Genomic DNA, 18,294 nt, shown 5'->3' with positions numbered 1-18,294 from the left:
GATGTGTTGTTGTCATAAGGTGTGGTTATTATTTTAAGCTTCGTCTAGGTTTTTTAGCGTGTCACGGCAACGACGCTCAGCGGTAACAAGTTCCATTAAAACAACTTTAATGTCATCCATTTGCTGTTCAAGATGTGCTTTTTTATCTGAGATTAACTCAAGCATAATTTTAAGTTGAGTTGCACTTGATTTGTCGGCATCATACAGCTCAAACAAACGGCCTGTTTCAGCAAGCGTAAATCCTAGGCGTTTTCCTCGTAAGATCAGTTTTAAACGCACTTTATCGCGTTTACTATAGATACGTGTTTGCCCTTGACGGCGGGGCGTAACCAGACCTTGGTCTTCATAAAAACGAATGCTTCTAGTTGTTATGTCAAATTCTTTTGCAAGTTCGCTAATACTAAAGGTCTGTTCTGTATTTTCTGTACTCATCTAAACTACACCTCATTAATTTGGTAATTAACTATAAGTGAAGTTTACGTAAAGGTAAAGCTGTGTGCTTGGGTAAGGTGTTTATCTTACCAAATTAGTCTTGGATATATAGGCTAAACATTAACGTGCATGCATTGTATTTCTGACTTTCTGCCTTAATTTCATTACACAATTACCCTTCATTGTCATTATTTCTTAACACTATAAAAGGTATGACATCTAGATTTACGTTTGCGTAAACGTAATTTTTATGTATGCTGAAAACATATAAATTTTGGAGATAACAAATGTCTGTTGAAAATTCTCAAATCGATCCAGTAGTAATTGTGAGTGCAAAACGCACAGCAATGGGCGGTTTTATGGGTGCTTTATCATCGGTAAATGCAACTGATTTAGGTGCTACAGCAATTAAAAGCAGTATTGAAAGCTGTAATCTAAACGTTGATATGATTGACGAAGTCATTATGGGCTGCGTTTTACCTGCAGGTCTTGGCCAAGCACCTGCACGTCAAGCAATGATAAAAGCAGGGCTTAATTTAGCAACAGGCGCTACAACCATTAATAAAGTATGTGGTTCTGGCTTAAAAGCAGCGATGTTAGCTCATGACTTAATAAAAGCAGACAGCATTAACGTGGCTGTTGCTGGCGGTATGGAAAGCATGAGTAATGCACCTTACTTCTTACCAAAAGCACGTGGCGGTTTCCGTATGGGCCATGGTGAAATTAAAGATCATATGATGGCCGATGGTCTAGAAGATGCATACGACAATAAAGCAATGGGCTGCTTTGCTCAAGAAACAGCTGATAAGTATGGCTTAACCCGTGACGATATGGATGCGTTTGCAATTTCATCTCTTTCTAAAGCCAATACTGCGATTGAAAGTGGTGCATTTGAAGCCGAGATTGCGCCACATACCTATTCAAGCCGTAAAGGTGATGTGACAGTAGCAATTGATGAACAGCCAGGTAATGCGCGCCCTGAGAAAATACCAAGCCTACGTGCTGCATTTGCAAAAGATGGCACCATCACGGCGGCAAACTCATCGTCTATTTCAGACGGCGCTGCGTCACTTGTTTTAATGAAAGCGTCAAAAGCTGCAGAACTTGGTTTAACACCACTTTGTGAAATTAAAGCCCATGCGACTAATTCACATATTCCAGCTGAATTTACGACAGCGCCAATTGGTGCGATGGAAAAAGTGTTAGAAAAAGCTGGCTGGTCAAAAGAAGACGTTGACCTTTGGGAAATTAATGAAGCATTTGCCATGGTAACTATGCTTGCTATTAACGAAATGCAACTTGATAACAATAAAGTAAACGTGAATGGCGGTGCATGTGCACTTGGTCACCCAATCGGTGCAAGTGGCGCACGTATTTTAGTAACGCTTATTCATGCACTTAAAAACCGTGGCCTAAATAAAGGCGTAGCATCACTGTGTATTGGTGGTGGTGAAGCGGTTGCAATGGCAATCGAAGTAAAATAATTAAAAATGAAGGCGCGTTTATGCGCCTTTTTTATTTGGGGAGAAGAATAATGGTAAAGGTTCCTTTATATATTAATGGCGAAATGCGCCAATCGGAATCAAACGAATGGTTAGATGTTGTAAACCCAGCTAACCAAGAAGTATTGGCGCAAGTGCCACTAGCAACAGACAGTGAAATTGATGAAGCGATTGCCTCTGCTAAAGAAACGTTTAAAACGTGGAAAGATGTTCCAGTAACAGAGCGTGCACGTATTATGATGCGTTACGCAGCACTTTTAAAAGAACATCATGACGAGCTAGCAACGATTATTTGTCACGAATTAGGCAAAACGTTTGAAGATGCCAAAGGCGATGTGTGGCGTGGTATTGAAGTTGTTGAACAAGCAGCTAACGCGCCTGCACTAATGATGGGTGAAACCGTTGAAAACGTAGCGCGTAATATCGATACTTATTCGTATATGCAGCCACTTGGTGTGTGTGCTGGTATTACACCATTTAACTTTCCTGCGATGATCCCACTTTGGATGTTCCCAATGGCGATTGTTTGCGGTAATACTTTTATTTTAAAACCGTCTGAGCAAGATCCGCTTACACCAATGCGTTTGGTTGAACTGTTTGAAGAAGCTGGCGCACCTAAAGGTGTATTACAGGTTATTCACGGTACAAAACACCAAGTAGACCGTATTTTAGATGAGCCAAGTGTACGTGCAATTTCATTTGTTGGTTCATGTGGTGTTGGTGAGTACATCTATTCACGTGGTACAGCGAATCTTAAACGTGTTCAAGCCTGTGTTGGTGCTAAAAACCACATGGTAATTATGCCTGATGCGAAAAAAGAGCGTGCCATTTCAAACCTTGTTGGTGCATCGGTTGGTGCGGCTGGTCAGCGCTGTATGGGTATTTCAGTTGCTGTATTTGTTGGTCAATCAAAAGAATGGATTAACGAATTAAAAGAAGAATTTACTAAAGTACGTCCTGGCGTTTGGAATGACCCTAAAGCTGCCTATGGCCCTCAAACATCGCCACAAGCAAAAGCACGTATTTTATCAATTATTGAAAGTGGTAAAGCGCAAGGTGCAACGTGTTTAATAGATGGCTCTGACTTTGTTGTTGAAGGTTATGACAAAGGTAACTGGGTAGGCCCAACGTTATTTACTGATGTAACGCGTGAAATGGACTTATACAAAGAAGAAATTTTCGGCCCTGTGCTTGCGTGTATTTGCGTTGATACGCTTGATGAAGCAATCCAAATCATCAACGAAAGCCCATACGGTAATGGTACGTCTTTATTTACAGCTTGCGGTGCTGCAGCACGTAAATTCCAGCATGAAATTGAAGTAGGCCAAGTAGGTATTAATGTGCCAATTCCGGTACCACTTCCTTTCTTCTCATTTACGGGTTGGAAAGGCTCTTTCTATGGCGACCAACACACCTATGGTAAACAAGGTGTTCGTTTTTACACTGAGACTAAAACAATTACTGCACGCTGGTTTGAAGATGATATCGCAACCGGTCCAAATATGAGTATCAACCTACGATAAGGCATTTGCCTTATCTGCCGTTCAAAGGGGTGACTATGAATTTTAATCTAACTGAAGATCAACAAGCGTTTGCAGAAACCGCTAAACAGTTTGCTATGAGCGAATTATTACCAAATGCAGGCAAATGGGATCAAGAACATATTTTTCCAAAAGACGTAATCCAAAAAGCGGGTGAACTAGGATTCTGTGGTTTATATACGCCAGAAGAAGCTGGCGGTCTTGGTCTATCGCGCCTTGATTCGAGCATAATTTTCGAACAACTGGCAATGGGTTGTACTGCAACGACTGCCATGCTAACCATTCACAACATGGCTACTTGGATGATTGCAAGCTTTGGTACTGATGAAGTTAAAGCACAGTATTGTGATGAGCTTGTGATGGGTCAATTGCTTGCATCATATTGCTTAACTGAGCCAGGTTCCGGTTCGGATGCTGCATCTCTTAAAACCAAAGCGGTTTTAGAAGGTGATGAATACGTTATTTCTGGTTCTAAAATGTTTATTTCAGGCGCTGGCGAAACCGATTTATTAGTGGTAATGGCGCGTACCGGTGAAGATGGACCTAAAGGTATTTCGGCGTTTGTTGTTGATGCAAACGCAGCGGGTATTGAATACGGTAAAGCAGAAGAAAAAATGGGTTGGAACGCGCAACCGACACGCCTTATTTCGTTTGATGGTGTGCGTATTCCAAAACAAAACTTACTTGGTCAAGAAGGCGAAGGCTTTAAATTTGCCATGATGGGCTTAGATGGCGGCCGCATTAATATCGCGACCTGTTCAATTGGTACCGCGCAGCAAGCACTGAACACAGCAAAAGAATACATGCTTGAGCGTAAGCAATTTGGCAAACCATTAGCAGCATTCCAAGCACTGCAATTTAAACTTGCTGATATGAATACAGAGCTTGTAGCTGCCCGCCAAATGGTACGCCTTGCTGCATTCAAATTAGATGAAAAAGATCCTGAACGCACTACGTATTGTGCAATGGCAAAGCGCTATGCAACCGATGTTGGTTTTAAAGTATGTGATGATGCACTGCAACTTCACGGTGGCTACGGTTATATCAAAGAATACCCGCTAGAGCGCCATTTCCGTGATGTTCGTGTACACCAAATTTTAGAGGGCACCAACGAGATTATGCGCCTGATAATTGGTCGTCGCATTTTAGCTGAAGGTTCACAAGAGATTCTGTAAGGAGAGCATAATGAGCGCACAAATCAAATTATCGATTGAAGGACATATCGCAGTTGTTACTATGTCTAATCCACCGGCAAATACGTGGACCAAAGAAACACTGACGCAACTTCGAGATATGGTCGCTGATCTGAATAACAATAAAGATGTGTATTCGCTTGTGATCACAGGGGAAGGTGAAAAATTTTTCTCAGCTGGCGCGGACCTAAACCTATTTGCAAGCGGTGACAAAGGCGTTGCCGCTGAAATGTCGATTATTTTTGGTCAGGCGTTTGAAGCGTTAAGTAATTTCCGTGGTGTTTCTATTGCTGCAATTAATGGTTACGCCATGGGCGGCGGCTTAGAAGTAGCACTTGCATGTGATTTACGTATTGCTGAAGAGCAAGCGCAAATGGCATTGCCAGAAGCTAAAGTGGGTTTATTACCTTGTGCTGGCGGTACGCAAAACCTTGCATGGCTGGTAGGTGAAGGCTGGGCGAAACGCATGATTTTATGTGGTGAGCGTCTAACAGCTGAAAAAGCCCATAATATTGGACTTGTGGAAGAGGTTGTTGGCAAAGGTGAAGCATTTGATAAAGCAATGGCGCTTGCAAAACAAGTTGAAGAACAAAGCCCAACTTCGGTTGCTGCGTGTAAATCACTGATCCAACATAGCCGCTCAGGCACGATGAGTTCTGCCTTACCACTTGAGCGCGAACTTTTCATCAACCTATTTGATACGCAAGATCAAAAAGAAGGTGTGAATGCCTTTTTAGAAAAACGCAAAGCAAACTGGGTGAACGGCTAATGGCTGTTGTTACGTTTGAAACAAAAAATACCGATAACGGGTTTGTTATCGGTATCGCAACCTTAAACGTTGAAAAGGCACTTAATGCGCTTAATCTTGAAATGATTGAGCTGCTTTATAACCAGCTACTTGATTGGCAAAGTGATGAACACGTTAGCATGGTGCTTTTACAAGGTGCGGGCGATAAAGCGTTTTGCGCCGGTGGTGATGTAGTTAGCTTGTACAATGCAATGCATACCGGCGAGCCAAGCGATTACATCGAGACGTTTTTCACTAAAGAGTATCGTTTAGATTACCTTATCCATAATTATGCAAAACCACTATGTGTGTGGGGTAACGGCATTATTATGGGTGGCGGCCTTGGTTTAATGGCTGGTGCATCGCACCGTGTATTAACCGAATCATCGCGTATCGCTATGCCTGAAATTACCATTGGTTTATACCCTGATGTCGGTGGCAGTTATTTTTTAAATAAAATGCCAACACAAGTAGGCTTATTTTTAGGATTAACCGGCGCATCAGTTAATGCCTTAGATGCACTTTATATTGGTTTAGGCGACACCGTAATTGAGCATCAATTTAAAAGTGAGTTAATAGATTCACTTATAAGTACAAAGTGGTCAACCAATGCTGATGAAAACCATCAAGCATTAAGTCATCTATTAACAACGTATAATGCGAAAAGTGATATTGACCTGCCAGCCAATGTGGAATCGCACAACGCAGTATTTGCTGCAATGGCAGAAGTAGACGCACTTAGCGATAAAGTAGATGCCATTTTATCGTTTGAAACAGACGATAAATGGTTAACGCGTGCGCAAAAAGGTCTTTCACATGGAAGCCCACTGAGTGCCCATTTAGTTTATCAACAGCTTAAGCGTGCAAATGGCTTATCACTCAAAGAGTGTTTTCAAATGGAACTTGGTATGAGTGTACGTTGTGGTCAGCTTGGTGAGTTTAAAGAAGGTGTGCGTGCATTATTGATTGATAAAGACAACGCCCCTCAATGGCAATTTGACGCCATCAGCAATGTAGATAGCGAAGTGATTGAATCATTCTTTAATGTTGAATGGTCAAACGGGCATCCACTAACGGATTTATAGGAATAATCATGGCAAATATTGGATTTATTGGTTTAGGTAATATGGGCGGCCCAATGGCTGCAAACCTTGTTAAAGCAGGTCATTCAGTTACGGTATTTGACTTAAATGATTCAGCAGTAACTGAACTTGTTGAAAAAGGTGCTAACAGTGCCACAACAGCTTTAGCATGTGCTGAAGAAAAAGACTTTGTTATTACCATGCTACCTGCAGGCAAACACGTTAAGTCAATTTATTTAGATGAAAATGGTGTAGGCGCAGCACTTACAAATAATACACAAGTGATTGATTGCAGCACCATTGATGCAGATACAGCTAAATTTGTTGCAAGCGAGCTTGCCAATCGCGGCGTTAGTTTTGTTGATGCACCTGTTTCTGGTGGTGTTGCTGGCGCAACGAATGGTACATTAACCTTTATTGTTGGCGGCAGTGTTACTGAATTTGAAAATGCTAAAACCGTATTAGCTGATATGGGTAAAAATATTTTTCATGCAGGCGACCACGGTGCCGGGCAGGTAGCTAAAATCTGTAATAACATGCTACTTGCTATTTTAATGGCTGGTACCAGCGAAGCACTTCAAATGGGCATCGATAATGGCCTTGATCCAAAGGTCTTGTCAGACATTATGCTGCAAAGTTCCGGCCGTAACTGGACGTTAGAATTATATAACCCTTGTCCAAATGTGCTTGAAAATGTGCCAAGCTCAAATGACTACAAAGGTGGCTTTATGGTTGATTTGATGGCGAAAGATCTCGGCCTTGCTATGGATACAGCAAGCAGCAGTCAATCAAATGTACCACTTGGCCGTTTATCGCAAAGCTTATATCAGTTAATGCAAAACCAAGAGATGGGTAATCTCGACTTCTCTTCAATCTTTAAGTTGTTTAATAAGGATTCTTAATATGCAAGTAAATGGTAAAACCATTGTTATTACCGGCGGTGCGCAAGGTTTAGGGCTTGCGATGGCACAACATTTTGCTGATAAAGGCGCAAATATTGCCCTTATTGATATGCAACAAGAAATGCTTGCAAATGCGAAGTCTGAATTAGGCACCACAACGGGTGTTATTCGTACTTATGTGTGTAATGTTACGCAAGAGCAAGAAGTTGAAGACACCTTTAACCAAATTAACAGTGACTTTGGTCAGATTGATGGTTTAGTAAATAACGCAGGTATTTTACGTGACGGTTTATTTCTAAAAGTCAAAGAAGGCAAAGTTGCCAAAAAAATGTCACTAGAGCAGTTCCAATCGGTCATTGACGTTAATCTAACAGGTGTATTTCTGTGTGGCCGAGAAGCTGCAAACCATATGGTTAATAACGGTAATAAAGGCGTTATTATTAATATGTCGAGTGTGGCACGTGCAGGCAATATGGGACAAACCAATTACGCAGCTTCAAAAGCGGGCGTTGTTGCAATGACGACCACTTGGGCGCGCGAACTAGGCCGTTATGGTATTCGTGTAGCTGCGATTGCACCAGGAGTTATTCGCACCGCAATGACAGATGCAATGAAACCTGAAGCGAAAGAGCGTTTACTTAAAATGAAACCAGTTGGTCGTTTAGGTGAAGCTGAAGAAATCGCACATACAGCAAACTTTATTTTTGAAAATGAGTTTGTAACAGGCCGCGTAATGGAAATTGATGGTGGAATCACTTTCTAACCACTAAAGCGTGTTTAAATCTAAAAACGAGTGGTCTTTCACTCGTTTTTTTCTTTATAATCAATAAAAACTCAGTTTATTTCCTTTCATGTCTAAAGCCATTCGTAATTTTTATATCAATGAAGAGCAATCCATCTATTTGCTTTCACACATTGATGCTAAAAAGCATAAGCAATGGCTAAAAATTTGCGAAAAACAGCTAGAAAAACTTGGCTACCATGACGTTAAAGTGATTGGCTCAGGTGCATTTGGTTTTGTGTTTGTTGGCACCAATACCCAAGGTAAGGATTGCGTATTTAAGTTTTCACGAATAACGCTTGCACAAAGTGTTCGTGACCGCTTAGAGGATGAAGGCTATATGCTTTCACAAGTGAAGAATCCCATGGTGCCCGAATTTTATGCCTTTGAGCGCATAAAAAAGCAGGGCATTTTAATGATGGCCTATGCCAAAGGCGATAACCTTGAACAAGTTAGTTTACAACATGGCCGTGTATCAGTGCCTTTTTTGGTAAATCTGGGTCTTGAACTTCGTAATATATTGCTGGCGCTTCGTAATCATAAAACAGGCTTTACTGAACAGCCTATAGTTCACGGTGATATCAAACCGTCTAACATTGTGTGGGATAAACACACTAACCAGTTTTCACTAGTTGATTGGGGCTCAAGTGTGTTTGCGCAAGAAGATGGCTTTGGCAACCCTGTTGCCGCTAACATGATGGATTTAATGAGCCACGATGCCAATTACTCTAATGCTCGCATGGGTGATGTTTATTTTATTGGTGATGAGCAGATGTCGGGCGCTAAATCCTCGCCGCGTTTTGATGAGCAAGGCGTTGCATCCACGCTTTATGCGTTAGCGTCTGCGCAATCATGTCGTTTTGGCAACCTTGTATTACCTGCGAAAAGTTTGGGGTTGCCGATTGAATTTGCCAGTATTATTGATGGTATGCTGAGTAAAGATAAAACAACGCGAGACTTATCGGGTGATTATTTTATCAAAAACATGCCAAAAATTGCCAAAAGCTATTTACCTGATTTACCACTTCATAAAGATAAACCGCTTATTCCTTTTTGGCATCACCCCTTTGATGATACACCGGATACTGTAGTGTATAGCTCGCGAAAACAATTTTTACGTCAAGCTGACAGTGAAAAACAGTTGGCTAAGGTTGAAGATGCGCAGTTAGATCGTTACTACAAAGAATTTCTGGTCGATATGGGTGATACTGAAAAAGCGTTTTTAGCGTCTATTTCCAGATTAGCAAAATACCCAGTGGTAGGGGGCTTAAGTTATCAATGGCGTGAAGATAATTTGTATGTTGAATCAAACTTGGTGCTTCACGATGAATCTTATCGAAAAGCGTTTACGCAAGCAGTTAATAACACCATTCTTATTGCTCAGGGCATAAAGCAAAAAGGGTTATTTAAGTGTTGTTTATTCGATGCAAGGCAAACAATTCAACTTGAGCGAGACCAAGAGGGTGCGCTTATTTTCGATGAATTACCTACCTTAAAATATTCAGTCTCTGAAATGCCAGATAGCGAAATTGTCAGGCCACACAGTTATTTTGAAGATGGTAAAGATCCAGATGAGCAATTGACTCTACCAAATGAAATTCTAAAAGCGGTATTTGGCTTAAACCAAATTCATCATACGGGCTGTATTATTATTGAATCACTGCCTGAGCGTATCAAAGTGCATTATTATTATCGATTGTTAGAACCCGCTAAAAAAGGACTGTTTGAAAACTTACTTAATCGCATTATGTCGAACATTGTTCGCATTCGTGATGTGGGCGTTGCAGGCTTTATGAAGCTGCCGTATAAGAACACCCGAGAGTTTTCTCTTTGTGATCAACACCCTAGCTATTACTACCCAAAAAACCCAAAATTATTCATTGAAAATCAAATGGATAAGAGTAAATCGTAAAGTTCCAAAATTGTTTTGAAAAAAACACAAATAAAAATATTTATTCGCTTAAATTCATTTCATTAAAAAATAATTTTCCTATTCATATTTATCTGCATTGTTTTCCTAAATATGCAATTAAATCTTCATACATTTGTCATGTTTATTCTATCTAGCACGGATCGAATGTTTGATCTAACCTTATAAATATGGTCTTCTAGACATGTGGCTTTTAAGCCAATTTACTATCTCAATATGCAATTAAGGAGCAACTTAAATCTATGTAGAGCACTTCCATTTGTTAGTTATAGTTGCTAACAAGGAAATGTTAAACACCCTTAGCTGTAACGGTTTTCGTTACTAATTTTAAGTTATTGGTTTTCGGGCACAGGCCCAACTTCAACATCCAATTAGTTTAATAAAAAAGGTGAGGACATTACCTATGAAGAGACAAAAAAGAGATCGTTTAGAAAGAGCACATTCTCAAGGTTATAAAGCGGGCCTAGCAGGTCGTTCCAAAGAAATGTGTCCGTATGACAATATTGACCCAAGATCTCAATGGCTCGGTGGATGGCGAGAAGCGATGGAAGATCGCACAATGTTTAAATCATAGCTTTAGGAGACGACGCCCACATAAAGTGGGCGTTTTTGTATTTGCTCGTTTTAAATTAAAACGCGCTAGTATCTTGGAAAAGACCAACTTTTAAATCTTTTGCTTCATAGATTACACGGCCATCAACTTCTACCGTACCATCTGCAAGACCCATAAATAATTTACGCTTAATAACACGTTTCATATTTAAACGATAAGTTACTTTTTTAGCTGTTGGTAAAATTTGGCCAGTGAATTTAACTTCGCCTACACCTAATGCGCGACCAAGGCCTGGGCCACCTGACCAACCTAAGAAAAAGCCCACTAATTGCCACATAGCATCAAGGCCTAAACAACCAGGCATTACTGGGTCACCTTTAAAGTGACAGTCAAAAAACCAAAGGCTTGGGTCGATATCAAGTTCTGCAACGATTTCACCTTTACCATACTCGCCACCTTCATCGGTGATATTGATGATACGGTCCATCATAAGCATATTATCTGAAGGAAGGCGGCAGTTGCCTTCACCAAACATTTCACCACGACCACATGCTTCTAATTCGGCTTTGCTATAACTGTTTTTCTGTTCCATAACTTCTTTCTTTGTAAATTTTTCCGGCTACTTTAGCTTACACTTGTACGCCAAACAACTCCGAACAGTTGATTTCCAACAATTTGCTACTAATAGCGAAGTTATCCCTTTATAATTACAGCATTGTTAAAAAGCGCAGCTTATCTATGATTTTATTTGTAAAAGACTTAACTGTTATTGATTTTTCTTACCTTTGTGACAAACGAGGTCCGCTTGGCGAAAGCTGGATAGTTGATCTTGAAATGCACGGTGATCTTAACGATGAATCTATGGTGCTTGATTTTTCACTGGTGAAAAAACAAGTTAAGCGCATTATTGATGACGTTATTGACCATAAACTTGCTATTGCAACACAAGGTGATGCGGTTATTTCAAACTTAGGTGAACAAACTAACGTTAGCTTTAGTTTTGGCGAGCATCAACTTGCTGTGAGTTCGCCGCAGCAAGCATTTTGCTTTATTGATACAGACAAGATAGATGAAGCAAGTGTAAAGCTCTTCTTAGAAGACACGATTTTGCCACAATTACCAAAAAACGTGAGTAAAATTGTGCTTAATTTAAGACCAGAACATACCAATGGTTTTTATTATCACTATAGTCATGGTCTTAAAAAACATGATGGTAATTGTCAGCGTATTATTCACGGTCACCGCAGCACCATTGAAATTGAAGAAAATGGTATGCGAAGCCCAAGGCTAAATAAGTTATGGTGCCAAAAATGGCAAGATATTTATCTTGTCAGTGAAGAGGATCGCATCAGCGCAGAGCAACTTAAATTTCTATCACCTGTAGAAAGTGGTGTTCACTCTGCATATACCTCATCGCAAGGTTATTTTGAATTAAGTATTAGTGAAGCTGTAGTTGATATTTTACCCGTTGATTCAACCGTTGAATGTATTGCGCAACATATTGCGCATACCTTAAAAAATGATAATCCAGAGTCTAGCTTCCGTGTAGCTGCATACGAAGGCGTAGGCAAAGGTGCAATTGCCTATGCTTAAGAAATTATTTGCCCTTAGTTTGTGTGTAATTAGCTCTGCCAATGCCCTTGAATTAAAAGGTCATTTAACACAAGGCGGCCTAGTTACCGGTCAGTTAAATAATGTGAAGCAAGTTAAGTTAAATGATACAACTCTTGCAATTACACCTGGTGGTCACTTTGTGTTTGGTTTTGGCAGAGATGAAACGTTATCGCATACATTATCTTGGCAAACTGCTGATGGTAAATGGCATCAGCAACCTCTGGTTATTACCAAGCGTGAGTATGACATTGATAAAATAACTGGGGTGGAGAAAAAATATGTTTCACCACCTAAGTCTGTACTTGAGCGAACTAAAAAAGAAGCACAAGCTGTAAAAGAAGCGCGCAGTACTTTTTCACATAGAGAAGATTTTTTATCGCCAATATACCGACCAGCATCAGGGCGTATTTCTGGTGTTTATGGTAGCCAGCGCTATTTTAATGGTACCCCTAAACGTCCACACTTCGGGTTAGATATTGCCAATAAAACGGGCACACCTATTTATGCTCCTGTTTCAGGTAAAGTAGTATTTGCCGATAACGATCTATATTACTCAGGTGGCACGCTAATTCTTGATCATGGCTATGGTGTTACAACCACCTATATTCATCTTCATAAATTACATGTTAAAGCAGGTCAGGAAGTAAAATTAGGCGATAAAATCGCTGAAATAGGCGCTACGGGTCGTGTTACTGGCCCACACTTAGATTGGCGCTTAAACTGGGGGCAAGTCCGACTTGATCCCGCATTATTAATGCAAGTTGAACTTGCAAGTAAACAAAAGTAATCATGACTAAACAAGACATTATAGACAAACGTATTCAAGACTCTGTCACTTCAGTAACTAAAACTGTTTTTCCAAGTCGCACCAATCATCACAACACATTATTTGGCGGCGATGCTTTAGCTTGGATGGATGAAGTTGCTTTTATTGCAGCTACACGATTTTGCCGTAAGCCACTTGTTACTATTTCTTCCGATCGTGTTGATTTTAAAGAAGCTATTCCGGCAGGTACCTTCGCAGAACTAGTAGCAACCGTTGTGCATGTTGGAAATACAAGTTTAAAAGTTGAGGTTATCATTTACCTAGAAACGATGCATAAAGACGATAAACACCAAGCCATCTCAGGCACTTTTACCTTTGTTGCCGTTGATTCTGAGCATAAACCAACCCCGGTTGTTTGCGACAAAATGTTAAACGGTTTCGATAGCTAACAAGCAACTGGCTTTTTATACCTCAGTGTATTACTGTTGTTAGTATAATTATTCTAATAACACAAATAACACTGAGGTAATTATGAAAACGATTGAACAATGGTTTTCTTTATATGGTGAAAGTCATCAGAATCCCACCAATATAAAAATTCACAAAGTCGCTGTCCCGCTTATCTATTTCTCTGTAGTTGCCCTTATAACTGCTATTCCTGGATTAACCGGGTTGATTAGTCTCTCTGTTATTTCACTTGCTGCATTAATTTTTTATTTTATGCTTAGCGTTAAACTTGGTGTAGTAATGACGCTATTTACTGGGTTATGTATTTACGTTGCATTCAGTATTTCAATTTATGTGATTGAAATTGCCATTGCTGTATTTGTTATTGCTTGGATATTTCAGTTTGTAGGGCATAAGGTTGAAGGCAAAAAACCATCATTCTTTGATGACTTAAGTTTTTTACTTATTGGGCCTGCCTGGGTATTTAACCCAATTTTTAGTTTTGATAAAAAATAAAAAAGGCCTAATAAGGCCTTTTTTATAATACCATCGCGGCAATCCAACCGAATATTAATAACGGAATGTTAAAGTGAATAAAGGTTGGTATAACCGTGTCTCTAATATGGTCGTGTTGATTATCGGCATTTAAACCTGATGTTGGACCAAGCGTTGAGTCAGAAGCAGGGGAGCCAGCATCACCTAACGCACCTGCAGTACCAACTAGCGCAGCCGTTGCTAGCGGTGAAAACCCCAAAGACATAGCAAGAGGTACAATAATCGTCGCCACGATTGGCACAGTTGAAAACGAGCTCCCGATTCCCATTGTAATTAATAGTCCAATTATTAAAATCAGTGCTGCAGCAAACGCTTTACTATCACCAATTGAACTAGAAATACTTTGTACAAGCGTTGATACTTCATTGGTTTGTTGAATAACAGAGGCAAAGCCTTGGGCTGAAATCATAATAAACCCGATCATCGCCATCATTGCAGCACCTTTGCTGAAAATATCAGACGATTCTTGCCATTTCACAACACCAAAAATAGTAAAAATAAGCACACCTATTAGGCCGCCTAAAATCATTGAGTTAGTAATGGTTTGAGCATAAAGCGAAGTAGCAACGGCAATGACACCCACAGCAATCACTTTGCTTTTGTTTTTAGGCAGTTTAATTTCAGAACCTTGGTTTAGTTCATGATAAACACGCTCTTTGCGATAGCTAAAAAATACGGCAATTACGAGACCAACTAGCATACCTAGAGCAGGAATAATCATCGCATAAGGCACACTTGCAGCTTCAATTGTTAACGCATTTTTCTCAAGATTTGTATGCACTATATCAAACAAAAAAATGCCGCCAAAACCGTATGGCAACACCATATAGGCAGTCGCTAAACCAAAAGTTAAAACGCATGCTATGGCGCGTCGGTCTAGTTTTAAGTGATCAAAAATAATAAGTAGCGGTGGAATTAAAATTGGAATAAACGCAATATGCACTGGAATTACGTTTTGCGAGCTAATTGATACCAATAAAATGAGTGATAAAACACTCGCTTTTATAAACAGTTCAGAGTAGCGAGATTGCTCACCTTTAATTTGGTTTATTAGTTTGTCTGCAAGAATATCGGTCAATCCCGATTTTGCAATTGCCACGGCAAAACCACCGAGCATGGCATAGCTAAGCGCTGTTTTTGCGCCACCTTGCAAACCATCATTAAACGCTTGCAGTGTTTGCTCAAGGCCAAGTCCTGCGGTTAATCCTGTTGTTATTGCAGCAATTGTCATTGCCACTATCACATTAATACGTAGTAAACTTAAAATCAGCATTACACTAACGCCGAGTACGACTGAGTTCATAGTTGTCTCTTATATTTTATATTATTGACATTACGTTTAAGCACTTTAACTTGTGCCTTACTAAGTGTTTTACCACCATAGCGGTGGCGGCTATAGAGCATTAAAAAGCTCATTAAATCTTTTTTATGGTGAGGTATTAACTGACTTAGGCGTGTTATAAACGCGTCAACCGTTTCACCATCTTTTCTTATTAATCCTTTGCCTTTTGCATAGTTTTCTAGTGCAAATAAGTAATACACAATGGGATCATCATAACGGATCCGACGCTGCCACAGTTTTAATGCTAAGAATGTAAGTAAAAATAAGCCGATTAACGACATAATAATAATTGCTATTTTTAGTGCACTCACATCTTCCATTAGCTCTTTTAAGAGCTTTTCTTGTGCTGTGTTATCAAAGCCTAACACCCAAGCAGTCCACTGATAATCAAGCTGTTCTAAATAAAGTCGCAATTCATTAAATATCGCAATTTCACTTAAGCTGATTAAACCAAGCCCAATATTATCTTCAAACTCGTTACGTATACTATCTAGTTGGGATAGCGATCCAAATAGACGGTCTGGCTCGACATAAGCAGTGGCATCAAACTTCACCCAACCTTTATTTTCAACCCAAACTTCTGTCCATGCATGAGCATCATACTGATATACTGACAAATATTCGTTGTTTTCAGAAAATTCTCCGCCTAAATAACCGGAAACAACCCTTGCAGGAATACCTGCAGCACGAAAGATAAACGCACTTGTACTGGCATAGTGACCGCAAAACCCTTCTTTTCCTGATATAAACTGGTCTATGGCATTTTTGTCGTCATAAATAGGCGGTTTTAGGGTATATATAAAACCATTGTCGCTATAGTAACGAGCCAATAAATTGATAAACATTTCTGTTGAATTTGCTTGCGCTTTAAGCTGATTTGCCAAAGAGATGCTTGCCATGTTTATCTCAGCAGGAAGTCTTGTATTTCGAACTCTCTGATTGTTCGTAAGTTGTTGGCTTAATTCTATTTCAGTAAATTCATAGCTAAACTTTTGATTGTTTGGGTTTACGCGATATAAATTACCATTTTCTGTTGTAACAATATTGGCAGCATTTGCTTTACTGTAGAATAGGCTTGGTAACCATTTTAATGATGATTGTTCATGATAAATTTTTATCGTATTGCCATACTCTTTAATTTGGGTAAAAGGCAAAATGTTATCTGCCGATTTAGCAATATTCCATGATTTACCATCAAATTCTTCATGTACCATTGCCCGCCAATAGTAAGGTGCTTGGTAATTACTTGGTAATAACGCACGAAATGCCAACTTATCTGATTTTGTTAAATTCGATATATTAAACGGGTTTACCGATTCGGATAAGCCAACTTGTGCACTTGAAAGGCTGGGCATTCGCCAAAACGCTGGCAGTTTAGGTAGAAATAAAAATAGTACACAAGTAATGGGCAAACTTAATGCTAAAAGTTTAAAAGCACGAACACTACTTTGTCTTACTAGTTTGCGGTTTGTCAGTAAGTAAAGTGCTGTAATATTGATTAAAAATAACGATAACACTAAAAATGTTACAGGTAATGATTGGTAAAACAGAAATACACAGCAAGCAATAAAAAAGTTAACTAACACTATCGATTTTATTTGCTTAGGCTTGGTTGCAATTAATAGTTTTAAGCAATTTGCCTGTAATAACATCGCTACAAATAAGTTAACGAGTTCGCTTATTCCGATGGTTAAAAAGAGTGTAAGTGTGCAGGCTATAGCTAATATATTAGCGACTACCATAGTGGGGGCACTTGCTTTGGTGTAACACACTGCAAATACCCATACAATCAACAAAGCCACAGTGGCAACGAAAAAGAGGGCCAAATCATCAAAAAGCAAAGCGCTCACAATCGCAATAATGAGTGCCGACAAGCTTTTTACTTTGTCATGGTTAAACATCACTTAACCTCTCTAGACACTCGGTCATGTGCTTATTACCACTACCAAGGTTAACCTTATTATTTGGTAACACCAAACTGTAACGTAGATTTTCATTCTCTGCATGGGTAATTAGGTAACTTAAATGTTGTAGTTTTTGTTCTAAATCACCAGGCACCGTATTTAAGCCAAATTCATATTCACTTGAACTGCCAGCGGTAAAGTCTTTTGTTGCTAGTACTTGGTGTTTAGCATAATGCTTCCATGATATTCGATTAACTTTGTCACCTTCAATGTAAGGACGAACTCCTTGATAGTTTTCACTCGCAAAGCTTGTTTTACTGTTATCAGTTTCAGATTCGAGTTCAGCTTGATTAACTTGGTGAAATGAAAAGGCCAATGGAGTAGGGTAAATGTATGTTTTCACCTCTGAAACAAAATAACTCCATGTTGTAACCAAGCCAAATGGGTAACGCGAAAGCAGTTTTATGCGAGGTAATGTGTGCGATCCTCGTTTTATTTCATTTACTTGAACATCAAGTTTAAAGAGGTTTGTATCAACACCATCAATAAACTGATTTTGGATATTTTCACCTTCAATCTCAAGGCTAGTAGTACCGTCACGGTTAGAAAAATGAAACTGGGCAAAATACCCTGTGTGTTGATAACCTGCATTTGTATGTGAAAGTGTGATTTTCAAGTTATATAAATTAATAAAGGCGACGATAAAATTAACTAATAAAAATGACAGCATTAAATAGCTAAACATAATCACTAGGTTATTTTGGTAATTAATGCCCAGCACATACACTAACAAGTTAACAAACAAGTACGCTAAGCCAAATTTGCTTGGCAATATATAAATATTCTTATGACTTAACGTGATGGTTTGAGCACTGTGTTTGCGCTTTTTTAACTGATTGTTAAACCAAGTATTTAAATACTTCTTCACACGGTAGCGCAGATTGTTTTTAGTATCGGACATAA

At 39.4% G+C, this 18,294-nt stretch carries 18 protein-coding genes; 13 read left to right on the top strand and 5 right to left on the bottom strand.

Features of this window, described 5'->3' with window-relative positions; translation table 11 throughout:
* Positions 1 to 33 precede the first annotated feature (33 nt).
* Positions 34 to 432: a MerR family transcriptional regulator gene (locus AAEU29_RS02760; protein WP_274760685.1), complete on the bottom strand. Its 399-nt coding sequence runs from the start codon at positions 430 to 432 to the stop codon at positions 34 to 36.
* Positions 433 to 719: 287 nt separating this feature from the next.
* Between AAEU29_RS02760 and AAEU29_RS02755 the strand changes: the two genes are divergently transcribed.
* The 9 genes from AAEU29_RS02755 to rmf all read left to right on the top strand — a co-directional run bounded on the left by AAEU29_RS02755 (position 720) and on the right by rmf (position 10,724).
* Positions 720 to 1,916 carry an acetyl-CoA C-acyltransferase gene (locus AAEU29_RS02755; protein ID WP_421971955.1) on the top strand — a complete coding sequence of 399 codons (1,197 nt, stop codon included), beginning with the start codon at positions 720 to 722 and terminating at the stop codon, positions 1,914 to 1,916.
* 50 nt (positions 1,917 to 1,966) lie between these two features.
* Positions 1,967 to 3,457 (top strand): CoA-acylating methylmalonate-semialdehyde dehydrogenase, encoded by a 1,491-nt coding sequence (locus tag AAEU29_RS02750; protein WP_421971954.1) that lies wholly within the window; start codon positions 1,967 to 1,969, stop codon positions 3,455 to 3,457.
* 35 nt (positions 3,458 to 3,492) lie between these two features.
* Positions 3,493 to 4,650, top strand: coding sequence for an acyl-CoA dehydrogenase family protein (locus AAEU29_RS02745; protein WP_010560111.1), 1,158 nt, complete (start codon positions 3,493 to 3,495; stop codon positions 4,648 to 4,650).
* Between the two features lie 10 nt (positions 4,651 to 4,660).
* Positions 4,661 to 5,437, top strand: a complete 777-nt coding sequence (locus tag AAEU29_RS02740; protein WP_421971953.1) for an enoyl-CoA hydratase — start codon at positions 4,661 to 4,663, stop codon at positions 5,435 to 5,437.
* Positions 5,437 to 6,540: an enoyl-CoA hydratase/isomerase family protein gene (locus AAEU29_RS02735; protein ID WP_421971952.1), complete on the top strand. Its 1,104-nt coding sequence runs from the start codon at positions 5,437 to 5,439 to the stop codon at positions 6,538 to 6,540. The genes AAEU29_RS02740 and AAEU29_RS02735 overlap by 1 nt, the downstream gene beginning before the upstream one ends.
* A 2-nt stretch (positions 6,541 to 6,542) precedes the next feature.
* Positions 6,543 to 7,439 carry a 3-hydroxyisobutyrate dehydrogenase gene (gene mmsB, locus AAEU29_RS02730; RefSeq protein WP_421972294.1) on the top strand — a complete coding sequence of 299 codons (897 nt, stop codon included), beginning with the start codon at positions 6,543 to 6,545 and terminating at the stop codon, positions 7,437 to 7,439.
* Between the two features lies 1 nt (position 7,440).
* Positions 7,441 to 8,202 carry an SDR family oxidoreductase gene (locus AAEU29_RS02725; protein WP_421971951.1) on the top strand — a complete coding sequence of 254 codons (762 nt, stop codon included), beginning with the start codon at positions 7,441 to 7,443 and terminating at the stop codon, positions 8,200 to 8,202.
* A gap of 88 nt (positions 8,203 to 8,290) precedes the next feature.
* Positions 8,291 to 10,132, top strand: a complete 1,842-nt coding sequence (locus AAEU29_RS02720; protein WP_421971950.1) for a protein kinase domain-containing protein — start codon at positions 8,291 to 8,293, stop codon at positions 10,130 to 10,132.
* 421 nt (positions 10,133 to 10,553) lie between these two features.
* A complete protein-coding gene (rmf, locus tag AAEU29_RS02715; protein ID WP_010560105.1) occupies positions 10,554 to 10,724 on the top strand; it encodes a ribosome modulation factor in 171 nt (56 codons plus the stop codon).
* 55 nt (positions 10,725 to 10,779) lie between these two features.
* Here rmf and fabA read toward each other — a convergent pair whose 3' ends face one another.
* Positions 10,780 to 11,295, bottom strand: a complete 516-nt coding sequence (fabA, locus tag AAEU29_RS02710) for a 3-hydroxyacyl-[acyl-carrier-protein] dehydratase FabA (RefSeq protein ID WP_372768426.1) — start codon at positions 11,293 to 11,295, stop codon at positions 10,780 to 10,782.
* Between the two features lie 146 nt (positions 11,296 to 11,441).
* Here fabA and AAEU29_RS02705 point away from each other — a divergent pair, with 146 nt between their 5' ends.
* The 4 genes from AAEU29_RS02705 to AAEU29_RS02690 all read left to right on the top strand — a co-directional run bounded on the left by AAEU29_RS02705 (position 11,442) and on the right by AAEU29_RS02690 (position 14,046).
* Positions 11,442 to 12,296, top strand: a complete 855-nt coding sequence (locus AAEU29_RS02705; RefSeq protein ID WP_421971949.1) for a 6-carboxytetrahydropterin synthase — start codon at positions 11,442 to 11,444, stop codon at positions 12,294 to 12,296.
* A complete protein-coding gene (locus AAEU29_RS02700; protein ID WP_421971948.1) occupies positions 12,289 to 13,104 on the top strand; it encodes a M23 family metallopeptidase in 816 nt (271 codons plus the stop codon). Before AAEU29_RS02705 ends, AAEU29_RS02700 begins: the two co-directional genes overlap by 8 nt.
* Before the next feature lie 2 nt (positions 13,105 to 13,106).
* On the top strand, positions 13,107 to 13,532 hold the full coding sequence (locus tag AAEU29_RS02695) for an acyl-CoA thioesterase (RefSeq protein WP_421971947.1): 426 nt from the start codon (positions 13,107 to 13,109) through the stop codon (positions 13,530 to 13,532).
* 82 nt (positions 13,533 to 13,614) lie between these two features.
* A complete protein-coding gene (locus AAEU29_RS02690) occupies positions 13,615 to 14,046 on the top strand; it encodes an Mpo1 family 2-hydroxy fatty acid dioxygenase (RefSeq protein WP_421971946.1) in 432 nt (143 codons plus the stop codon).
* Positions 14,047 to 14,068: 22 nt separating this feature from the next.
* Here AAEU29_RS02690 and AAEU29_RS02685 read toward each other — a convergent pair whose 3' ends face one another.
* The 3 genes from AAEU29_RS02685 to AAEU29_RS02675 are packed head-to-tail and all read right to left on the bottom strand — an operon-like array spanning position 14,069 to position 18,292.
* Positions 14,069 to 15,388 (bottom strand): Na+/H+ antiporter family protein, encoded by a 1,320-nt coding sequence (locus AAEU29_RS02685; protein ID WP_421971945.1) that lies wholly within the window; start codon positions 15,386 to 15,388, stop codon positions 14,069 to 14,071.
* Positions 15,385 to 17,328, bottom strand: coding sequence for a transglutaminase TgpA family protein (locus tag AAEU29_RS02680; RefSeq protein ID WP_421972293.1), 1,944 nt, complete (start codon positions 17,326 to 17,328; stop codon positions 15,385 to 15,387). The genes AAEU29_RS02685 and AAEU29_RS02680 overlap by 4 nt, the downstream gene beginning before the upstream one ends.
* Positions 17,321 to 18,292, bottom strand: a complete 972-nt coding sequence (locus tag AAEU29_RS02675) for a DUF58 domain-containing protein (RefSeq protein ID WP_421971944.1) — start codon at positions 18,290 to 18,292, stop codon at positions 17,321 to 17,323. Before AAEU29_RS02675 ends, AAEU29_RS02680 begins: the two co-directional genes overlap by 8 nt.
* Between the last annotated feature and the right edge of the window lie 2 nt (positions 18,293 to 18,294).

The sequence above is a fragment of the Pseudoalteromonas aquimarina genome (genome assembly GCF_049257255.1).
In the GTDB taxonomy this organism is placed as follows: Bacteria; Pseudomonadota; Gammaproteobacteria; order Enterobacterales; family Alteromonadaceae; genus Pseudoalteromonas.
Note: the sequence above shows the minus strand (reverse complement) of the source record. Positions and strands in the feature narration are given on the sequence as shown.